This is a genomic window from Pedobacter sp. 05L430 (assembly GCF_056397585.1).
Genome location: NZ_JBFTNT010000016.1, coordinates 38,453 through 48,932, shown reverse-complemented (window position 1 = coordinate 48,932; position 10,480 = coordinate 38,453). Strand labels below are relative to the sequence as shown.

The window sequence follows — 10,480 nt, the reverse complement described above, 5'->3', positions numbered from 1 at the left end:
AGCGTATGGGATGTGAACCATGCAATGGGGCGTGCCTATGAATTATATTTGGATAAGAAAAAAGTGAAAGAAATTCGTAAGTTTATGATGCAGCTCGATCATTCCTGGGATAATGCGGCACAACAGTATATTGATCTTTACCAAATTTAAATATGAATGAACATGACTGACAAAGTATTGGGTGTAATTCTTGGCGGCGGCCAGGGCTCTAGGTTAGCCCCTCTTACACAAACTCGCTCAAAACCTGCTGTGCCTATTGCAGGGAAATACAGATTGGTTGATATTCCAATCTCCAATTGCCTAAATTCCGGTATACACCGCATGTTTGTTTTAACGCAGTTCAACTCTGCATCTTTAAATAAGCACATTAAAAATACTTACCACTTTAGCCACTTTAGTCTGGCTTTTGTTGATATTCTGGCAGCCGAGCAAACGCCCGAGAATCCGACTTGGTTTCAGGGAACTGCCGATGCGGTAAGACAAACGATGCATCACTTGTTGAACCATGACTTTGAATATGTACTGATCTTATCAGGAGATCAGTTGTATCAGATGGACTTTAAAGAGATGGTGCAGGCACATATTGATAGTGGGGTACAGGTTACACTTGCAACCATACCTGTAAATGCTAAAGACGCTCCTGATTTCGGGATTAAAGATATTAGGAACAACTTTAGATAAAACCATTATTGCCGAAGGCTGTATTTTACAGGCTAAATGTATAAAACATGCTGTTATTGGTATCCGCTCAAGAATTGGAGTGGGTACTCATATAGAAAGCTGTTACATAATGGGTAGCGATAAGTACCAGACCCTGATTGAAATAGAGAAGGAAAAAGGCACTAAGCCACTGATAGGTATTGGCGACAACTGTAAAATTGTAAACGCAATAATTGACAAAAACAGCAGAATAGGCGACAATGTGACGATTATTGGGGGTGCACATTTACCTGATGGCGATCATGCGCTTTATACCGTTAAGGATGGTATTGTAGTAGTGAAAAAGGGTGCTATTATACCAGATGGTACAGTCATTTAATTATTGATATTTAAACACCAGAGAAAAAGTAGTTTTTTCGAAAGGAACTGATGCTACTTCCAAACTTCCCTGGTGCATTTTCATAATGTTTCGGGTAATGGTTAAGCCAATACCCGAACCATTTTTTCTGGTGGTAAAGAATGGTACGAAGATCTTTTCTAATAGCTCAGGTTCAATGCCCTTACCATTATCACTAACCTCAAAATATAGCTTGTTCTGATCTAACCTGTAGTTAATCTCGATAACAGGATGCTCTGTTGTGCCCTCAAGTGCATATATGCTATTGGTAACCAGGTTGATCAATGCTTGCTCTACCAGTTTTAAGTCTATGTTTATACTGATTTTTGAGGATGTTTGCTCTACTTTTAGTATGATGTTTCGGCCGCTGGCAAAGGGCTGCATTAGCACTTTAATATGCTGCAAAATCTCGCCAATGGTATGGTAATGTAAGTCTGGTGTTGGTAGCTCGGCTATTAAACGGTAATCTTTTACAAAGTCCAGCAAACCTTCCGATCTTCTTCTTATGGTTTTTATTGCAGGTTTTAAGTCTTCAAGTTCTTCAAAATTTAAACTCTGCTTATCGGCAATCATACCGTCTACCGTGTTAGAAAGGGAACTGATAGGGGTAATGGAATTCAATATTTCATGTGAGATAACCCCAATGAGCCTGTTCCATGCTTCTGATTCTTTTTGCTCAATCTCGTCCTTAATGTTTTGGAAGGATATGATGGTATAGTCTGTATTGTAAAGGTTTAGTGGGATTACTTCTGTAGATAGCTGGATTAGTTTATCTTGTATTTTAAGCTCCATAAACCGTTTACCTCCTTTGCCAATAGATTCTATCTCGGTAGCAAATTGGGGAATATGTTGTCCTAGCCTATGCCAGTATTTATATGCAGGTACATTTAATAATTGGGCAGCAGCCTGATTAAAGAATACAATTTCTTCATGTTTTGTATCTTCTCTTTCGTCTTTTATTACAATCACACCTACAGGAACCTGTTCCAGAATTGTTTTTATAAGCTGAAACATAGAATCCTTTTCAAGCTGTATATCCTTTTGGACCTGTATAATATCGTTAAATGATTCATACAATTCCGGAAAACTACCTCTGGTTGCTTTATTTTTGAAGTTTAAAGTATTGTCGCGCGTTTTTACTGCCAGAATAAATCTATTGATGTCGTCCCTGATCTGGTTAATGTAATAGTAGAGGCTTAGCATTGTACCAATCAATATGATGCTTAAACCTATTATGGTAAACCATAGCTCCGTTTTTTTGATGAGAAAAAACAACAGAACAGCCAGTGCATTGATGACCAGCAGGCGACTTATTAAACGGAAGGTAAAACGGTTGTAAAACATTATAAATCGAATTTTTCTATACGCCTGTAAAGTGCTGCACGTGTTAATCCAAGATCTGCTGCGGCTCTTGATATGTTTCCTTTGTGCTTATCTATTGCCTTTTGCACCATTAGTTTTTCCATTTCCTCCAAGCCCATATCAGATTGGATGGGTGTGCTACTGCCAAATTTCTGTGGACTGAGTTGCAGGTCGTTTACCCCGATCTTAAGGCTATCTGACATGATTACAGCTCGCTCAACTACATGCTGCAACTCACGAACATTCCCCGGCCAGTGGTAAGTTAATAACATAGCTTCGGCCTTAGGTTCGAAATCCAGAATGCTTTTATGGTATTTGGTACTAAAAGTATTTAAGAAATGGCCTGCTAGAAGTAGGATATCATCTCCACGTTGTGCTAATCCTGGTAAAAGCAGCTCAACTGTATTTATTCTGAAAAGTAAATCCTGACGGAATGTACCTTTGGAGACCATTTCATTAAGCGGCATATTGGTTGCTGTGATCAGGCGTACATTGATCTTACGCTCTTTGCTTTCGCCCAAACGGTTAACCGTACGGTTCTGAATTACACTTAGGAGCTTTGCCTGTAACGGCATGGATAGGTTGCCAATCTCATCCAGAAATATTGTTCCACCTTCGGCCATTTCAAATCTTCCCGGCTTATCGTCTTTTGCATCAGTAAAGGCACCTTTAGCATAGCCAAATAATTCACTTTCGAACAGGTTTTCATTCAAAGAACCAAGATCTACATGCATAAATATCTGGTTCTTTCTGTGCGAGAGTTTGTGTAATTCATAAGCAAACACTTGCTTGCCGGTACCATTCTCTCCCAGAATCAATACATTGGCATCGGTTGGTGCTACTTTTATAAGCGTGTTTTGTAAATGCTTTATAGGTTCTGAGTTTCCTACAATGTTTTCAAACTGCCTGTTGATGTCCTTTTGCAAAGAAGAATGAATTCTTTCGAGCTTTTTTACTTTTTTGTTAGACTGCCTTAATCGTGAAGCGGCAGACAGTGTGGCAAATAGTTTTTCATTCTCCCATGGCTTTAATATGAAGTCTGTAGCGCCTTTTTTAATTGCCTGCACTGCAAGTTCAACATTGCCATAAGCTGTCATTAATATTACTACATAGTCTTTATCTATGGAAAGAATATGTTCCAGCCAGTAAATCCCTTCTCGTCCATCACTTGCTCCCTTTTGGTAATTCATATCAAGCAGAATGATATCTACTTCATTACGGCTTAGTAATACATTAATCTCTTTTGGTGATTTACAAGTGATTACCTGACTAAAATGCTGCTTTAAAAATAATCTTGCACTTAAAAGGATATCATCATCATCATCAATGACTAAAACGGTTGCATCTATCATTGTAATAAAAAATTTGTTAACCAAAAATACTAAAAGTGTTCGATGATGTACATCGAGTGTCCGATTTTGAACATGTTTTGTTTTGTGTTATATTTAATCAGTTGATTTACAGATGTCTAAAAGTTATTTGAGCAGTTGGCATATACTTGGCTTAGCGGTAAGTGTTAAGMGTAGAAAATAAAATGGATAAGAAAATAGAGAAAAAAAGATTCAATAAGAAAACCATCCTTATGCTGGTAGGAGGAGTGATCTTTGTGGGTCTTGTTGCATATGGGTACAGTTTGTCATTAAACAAAGTTTACAATGCCGATCCGGATAAAATCACCATCAATAAAGTACTTTATGGAGATTTTGAAGATGTAGTTTTATTAAATACCAGTGTTGTTCCGTTAACTTCTGTAATTGTCAGTTCTCCTGAAGGTGGTACTGTTGCAGAGATCTTTACTGAAAATGGAGCCAGTGTAGTAAAAGGAACACCTCTTTTAAGAATTACAAATCCCAATGCTTTATCTAGTTATACCTCTAGTGAGACCAGTATAATCGAACAGATCAATCAGCTGCGTAAGCTTAGGTTAGATCTTGAACAAAACCAAAGGGTGATGAGCCAGGATATGATGGATATTGAGAATAGTTTAAGAACGGCAACACGTAAATATAAAATAGACAGTGTATTGTATTCAAAAAAGGTAATCACTTTGCAGGAGTTTAACATATCAAGTCAGGACTATGAATATTATCAAGGTCGTAAAAAAATCCTGAGAGAAGCTGTAAAGCAAGAAAACCAGAGTCGTACGATGCAATTGCAACAAATAGATTTCTCTATAAGCAGAATGAACAAAAGTTTAGAAACCATTAGACAGAATATTGAAAATATGACCATTAAAGCTCCCGTTGCAGGCCGCTTATCATCATATGATCCGGTAACAGGTAAATCATATAATGCTAATGAAATGCTTGGTAAAATTGATGTGTTACAAGGTTATAAATTACAGGCTGGTGTTGATGAATATTACATTAACAGGGTAAAAGAAGGCCAGTCGGCAAACTGTGAATTTAACGGTAAAACCTATCGTTTAACGGTTAAAAAGGTAATCCCTGAGGTAACTGCCGGTCAGTTCCAAATAGAATTGACATTTGATGGTGCATCGCCGGATGGCTTAAGAAGAGGTTTATCGTTGCAGGTAAAACTAACCTTGTCTGATAACAGTAAATCGTTACTTCTGGCACAGGGACAGTTTTTTCAAAGCACTGGCGGGTCATGGGCGTTTGTACTTAAAGACGGGAAAGCAACAAAAAGAAATATAAAGATTGGACGTAAAAACCATCTGTATTATGAAGTACTGGAAGGTTTACAAAAGAATGAGGAAGTAATTACTTCATCTTATGATCAGTTCAATCAGTATGATATAATTGAAGTTAGTAAATAGAAATTAGTTTAGTTTTAGTTTAGTTAGATAGGAAAGGCCTTCTCTGTATCTGTAACAAAACTGAAGAAATACAAACAACTTCCTTAAATGGTATTAATCTTAATGTAAAACAATGAGAGTTTGTTTCTATAATGGGGCCTTCCGGTTGCGGCAAGTCTACCTTATTAAATGTAATGGGTTTGCTGGATAAACCTGAAAGTGGTAGTTATAAATTTATTGATACTGAGCTTCTGAAACTGAACGATAGAGAGCGTTCTAACTTTAGAAAACGTAATATGGGATTCGTATTCCAGAACTTTAACCTGATTGATGAACTGACAGTTTTTGAAAACATTGAACTGCCGCTGATCTATAACAAAGTTGCCGCGGGCGAACGCAAGCGCCTTGTAAATGAGATTATAGAACGGATGAATATTGTAAACCGAAGCGGACACTTCCCACAACAACTCTCTGGAGGACAGCAACAGCGTGTTGCTGTTGCCAGAGCTTTGGTAACCAAACCTAAACTGGTACTGGCCGATGAGCCTACCGGTAATTTGGACAGTTCACATGGTAATGAAGTAATGGAGTTATTGTGTGAGCTGAACGAAACAGGAACTACCATTGTAATGGTAACGCACTCTTCACATGATGCCAGTTTCTCTAACAGGATCATCAACCTAAAGGATGGACATGTTATTTCTGAAAAAATTAATAAGGGGCGTACAGAGGAATTGATCTAATTCCCTTAATAACTAGGTTACTATGTTTAAACTGAATCTTAAAATAGCATTGCGGAACCTCTGGAAAAACAAGGGATATACCTTTATAAACGTGCTTGGTCTTTCAATTGGAATGGCCAGCTGTATCCTTATTTTTATGTTCATCCGTTTTCAGCTGAGTTTTGATGAGGGATATAAAAATGAAGAAAGGATTTTCAGAGTAGTAACCAATTGGAAGTACAATGCCTTTGATGATTACTCTGCAGGAGTTCCTGTTCCTTTTGCAGCCGCGGCACGAAATGAAATTGCAGGATTTGAAAAGGTTGGCTCGATAGTAAAACGTGGTGGTATTTTGCATGTGAAAGACCAGACAGGAAGAGAGATCATTAAAACACAGGAAGCGGTATATTATGCCGACCCTGATTTTTTTGAAGTTTTTAATGATATCAGATGGCAATATGGCAATCCTCAGCAAGCACTATCTAAGCCTAATACCGTCGTTTTATCCGAAGCATTTGCAATTAAGTTTTTCGGGACAGCAGAACATGCTATTGGCAAAACCATTACATTAGGTGCCAAAACAAACCTTGAGGTAACAGGCGTAATACAGGACATGCCTCAAAATAGCAGTTTTCCGCTTGGGATCGTTATCAGTTATCAGACATACTATGGCCGGAATATCACGAACTGGGATTCTGTTAATTCGAGCTCATCAAGCTATGTTCTTTTAAAAGCCGGAGTGGCCCTTGCTGATATGCAGGTGCCTTTAGATAAGTTTAATAAAAAGTATTATCCGATTCAGAAAATTGCTGGTAATCAAAACAATCAACTTCAGGCATTAAGAGATATTCACTTTAGTACACAGTACGATAATTTCCTTGAATCGACAATTGGTAAAAGCGAAATCTATGGGTTAGCAATAATAGGCCTGTTCCTTATTCTAACAGCATGCATCAATTTTATAAATTTAAGCACTGCTCAATCTGTAAATCGCTCAAAAGAAATTGGTGTTCGCAAGGTTATGGGTAGCAAGCGGAAACAACTTATCGCACAGTTTTTAACCGAAACTTTTGCTCAAAGCTTAATCGCACTGTTAATTGCCTGTGTTATTGCCGAACTGGCAATACCGCCAATGCAAAATCTTTTTAAAGGACAAATTGAATTTAGTCTCTTCAGCCACATGAGCATTTTAGTATTCATGGTGCTTTTGGTTGTTTTTGTAGGTTTTCTTGCTGGCTTTTATCCTGCACTTATCATTTCCAGATTAAACCCTGTGTTGGCCATAAAAAATAAAATTTCTTTAAATGGTGGCAGTTTAAGCCTTCGTAAATTTTTGGTTGTGGTTCAATTTTCAATAACTGTGGTTTTGATTATCGGAACATTGGTAATCATCAGGCAAATGGAATATGTGCAAAAGAAATCTTTAGGCTTTGACCCGAACGCAGTTGCAATGGTTGGCATTTTGACCGATAGCACAAGCAAGACTAAATATAATACGTTTAAAGAACAGATATTGCAGGTTCCTGGGATTGAGTCCCTTAGTTTTTGCCAGTCAGCCCCATTATCAAACGATGTAAATTCGACCGATTTCACTTATAACGGAATAAAAAATAAAGATTTTGAATTAAGAACTGTAAGAGCAGATGAAAATTATTTCGAGCTTTTTGACCTTAAGTTAATTGCAGGTAAGATTTTTCTGAAAAGCGATACGGCTAATGGATGTGTGGTGAATGAAACGTTTCTGAAAAAAATTAATGTCACAAATCCTCAGGATGTGATAGGGAAAGTTATAGATGCAAGTGGCAACATCCTACCAATTACCGGCGTAGTTAAAGATTATAATGATAAATCATTAAAAGAAAGTATTTCAGGAATTGCAATTTTTCCTGGGAAACAAGAATACTGGAATGTCGCTATTAAAATAGATGCTAAACAAATTATGCCTGCAATGAAACAGGTAGAAAGAATTTGGAACAGCACTTTTCCAAACGGTATTTATCAGGCAAATTTTGTTAACGACAGAATAAACGGTTATTATGAGAGCGAACAAATAACCGGTGCATTGTTTAAAGTTTTTGCCGGCGTAATTATTTTCATTTCATTTATCGGTTTGTTTGGCTTAATTTCCTTCGTAGCTACGCAAAGAACTCGCGAAGTAGCAATCAGAAAAGTATTAGGTGCTTCAACCATAGAATTAGTGAAAATGTTGAACGGCTCTTTTTTGATTATGGTTTTCATTGCAAATCTAATTGCCTGGCCACTGGCTTATTTATTTGTCAATAAATGGCTGTCTGGTTTTGCCTACCGTATGGATTTAACGATATGGCCTTTTGTATTGGCTATGGGTATCTCGATGCTCACTACCCTAATTACTGTGAGTTTAAGATCATATAAGGCTGCAGTTGCAAATACTATTGACGCACTTAAATACGAATAATCAGCATGTTTAAACTGAACCTCAAAATAGCCCTACGCAACCTTTGGAAAAACAAGGCTTATACAGCAATTAATATTGGTGGACTTGCCATTGCTTTGGCGGCTTTTATATTAGTAATCCTGTATGTTACTTACGAAACCAGCTATGATAAAGATGTGCCGAATTACGACAGAATTTATCAGGTAGGGAGAAGCTTGCCGGATTTTAAAACGGAATATACACCTGCACCGCTGGCCAAATTAATTAAGGATAATTTTCCGGAAGTAGAGGTAGCGGGTAAAATGACTCCTACTTGGTTTGAATTTCCAATCAATACAGAAAAAGGCAGGGTTTATTCAAACAAAGCTTTGTTGATGGATTTTAAAGTTGCTAGAATGCTTAATATTTGGCCGGATGCAAAGTCAGTTGATGAAAAAGACCCGGGATTTCAGATGTATGTCCCTAAATTATTTATTAAAGAGCTGTTTTCAGACAAGAAAGTAGTATTTCCCACAATGGTTGGCCTCGGGCCAAAAAAAGATGCACAGCCCGTTAAATTATTTGGCACAATTGAAAGGACAGATGAGCATTCTAATATAAAGTTTGATATTGTATCGCTCTCAAAGGATATAGGTTTAGATAATAAGGATTACGGTACAAATAATTTTAGAACCTTTATACAGGTTAAAGATGGAGCAAATATCGAGGCACTCCAGCAAAAAATAGATCAGCTGTACAAGACGGAGCTTATTAAAGGCGGTATGACTGCAAATGACCGAAGAATTGCAGGACGTTCTGTTATTTTTCTGGATCCATTAAAGAACCTGCACTTAAGGCCAATGGCAGGCAACGATACTAATTATAAGATTGTAGTTGCATTGTTTGGCTTAGGTACCCTGATTATCATTATTGCCTGTATCAACTTTACAAATCTTACCATTGCTCAGGCTACCAAACGGGCAAAGGAAGTTGGGGTGAAAAAGGTACTGGGGGCTTATCGCTTTAACCTGACGTTCCAGTTCCTTGCAGAGATATTTATGCAATGTTTGCTAGCCTTAATATTAGGGCTTATTCTGGCCGAAATGATGCTTCCTTTGTTTAATAATTTATTTGGTATCCCATTGTCTATATGGCATGGAAATACGGCTCTTTTTGGTCAACTTATATTAATCCTATTAGGAGTTACAGTTATCTCCGGTATTTATCCGGCACTGGTACTTTCCGGTTATAAACCAGCATCAGTTTTAAAGGGCAATATGCAAACCAGTTACAAAACACTTTGGTTGCGGAATTCTCTTTTGGCAGGTCAGTTTGTAATCGCTATCATCTTTATTGTCTGGATGTGAACTTTGATTACTTTGAAACGCTGGGTATTAAGTTAAAAAGCGGGCGCTTTTTTTCCAGAGATTTTATTGCTGATACAGCCGTTTCGGCAATTTTGAATGAGACTGCAGTGGCACGTTACGGAGTAACTAATCCTGTAGGTAAGGTAATTAGAGGTTGCAATATGGATTATAAAATAGTTGGTGTGGTAAAGGACTTTAAAGCTCAGGGTTTTGAAGCGACTGTAGCACCAACAATATATGCGATAAAGAATCCATGCAATGAAAAGAAAATAAAGATAATGGTAAATATTGACCAAAGTAGTATGACTTCAGCGCTTGCAGCACTTAAGTCGCAATGGTCTGATATTAATACACTTGATGGCGAAGATTTCAGGTATGAATTTTTGGATGAGTTGTATGGTAAGCTGTTTAAAAAACAGGAACAGCTTCAGTCGGTATTTTTCTTTGCAGCAATGCTAACCATATTTATTGCAGTATTGGGGCTCTTTGCATTTTCTGCATTTACAACCAACAATAGAATTAAAGAAATATCTATCAGGAAAATACTTGGAGCTACAGATTTTCAGATGTTTAAAATGCTAAATACCTTTTTCATTGGAATAGTATTGATTGCTAATCTTATTGCCTGGCCCCTTGCTTATGTATTGGCAAAGAAATGGTTAGAAACCTTTGCTTATAGAATAGACATCCCTCTTTTTCCTTTCGTTATTGCAGCATTATTTTCCACGGTTCTTACCGTGCTTACGGTGAGTATTCAGGCCCGAAAGGCGGTGAAAACAAATCCTGCCGATGCATTAAAATATGAATAACCTAAAATAA

6 protein-coding genes and 2 pseudogenes are annotated in these 10,480 nt (G+C 37.4%); 6 read left to right on the top strand and 2 right to left on the bottom strand.

The window, feature by feature from the left end:
• The first annotated feature begins 162 nt into the window (after positions 1–162).
• Positions 163–1,039, top strand: a pseudogene (locus AC1DG9_RS05760) (sugar phosphate nucleotidyltransferase).
• On the opposite strand, the gene AC1DG9_RS05755 reads toward AC1DG9_RS05760, so the two are convergent.
• Both AC1DG9_RS05755 and AC1DG9_RS05750 read right to left on the bottom strand, forming a co-directional pair.
• Positions 1,040–2,401 carry a sensor histidine kinase gene (locus tag AC1DG9_RS05755; protein WP_172660632.1) on the bottom strand — a complete coding sequence of 454 codons (1,362 nt, stop codon included), beginning with the start codon at positions 2,399–2,401 and terminating at the stop codon, positions 1,040–1,042.
• Entirely contained in the window at positions 2,401–3,771 is a 1,371-nt protein-coding gene (locus AC1DG9_RS05750; RefSeq protein ID WP_337715349.1) for a sigma-54-dependent transcriptional regulator, read from the bottom strand. Before AC1DG9_RS05750 ends, AC1DG9_RS05755 begins: the two co-directional genes overlap by 1 nt.
• Before the next feature lie 182 nt (positions 3,772–3,953).
• Here AC1DG9_RS05750 and AC1DG9_RS05745 point away from each other — a divergent pair, with 182 nt between their 5' ends.
• The 5 genes and pseudogenes from AC1DG9_RS05745 (at position 3,954) to AC1DG9_RS05725 (ending at position 10,470) form a co-directional block, all read left to right on the top strand.
• The gene (locus AC1DG9_RS05745) at positions 3,954–5,198 is read left to right on the top strand and encodes an efflux RND transporter periplasmic adaptor subunit (protein ID WP_477611747.1); all 1,245 of its coding nucleotides are present in this window, start codon (positions 3,954–3,956) and stop codon (positions 5,196–5,198) included.
• 47 nt (positions 5,199–5,245) lie between these two features.
• Positions 5,246–5,920 (top strand): annotated as a pseudogene (locus tag AC1DG9_RS05740) (ABC transporter ATP-binding protein).
• 22 nt (positions 5,921–5,942) lie between these two features.
• On the top strand, positions 5,943–8,336 hold the full coding sequence (locus AC1DG9_RS05735; protein WP_337715347.1) for an ABC transporter permease: 2,394 nt from the start codon (positions 5,943–5,945) through the stop codon (positions 8,334–8,336).
• A gap of 5 nt (positions 8,337–8,341) precedes the next feature.
• Complete coding sequence (locus AC1DG9_RS05730) at positions 8,342–9,661, top strand: ABC transporter permease (protein WP_477634398.1); 1,320 nt, start codon at positions 8,342–8,344, stop codon at positions 9,659–9,661.
• On the top strand, positions 9,658–10,470 hold the full coding sequence (locus tag AC1DG9_RS05725) for an ABC transporter permease (protein WP_477634397.1): 813 nt from the start codon (positions 9,658–9,660) through the stop codon (positions 10,468–10,470). Before AC1DG9_RS05730 ends, AC1DG9_RS05725 begins: the two co-directional genes overlap by 4 nt.
• Positions 10,471–10,480: the final 10 nt, after the last annotated feature.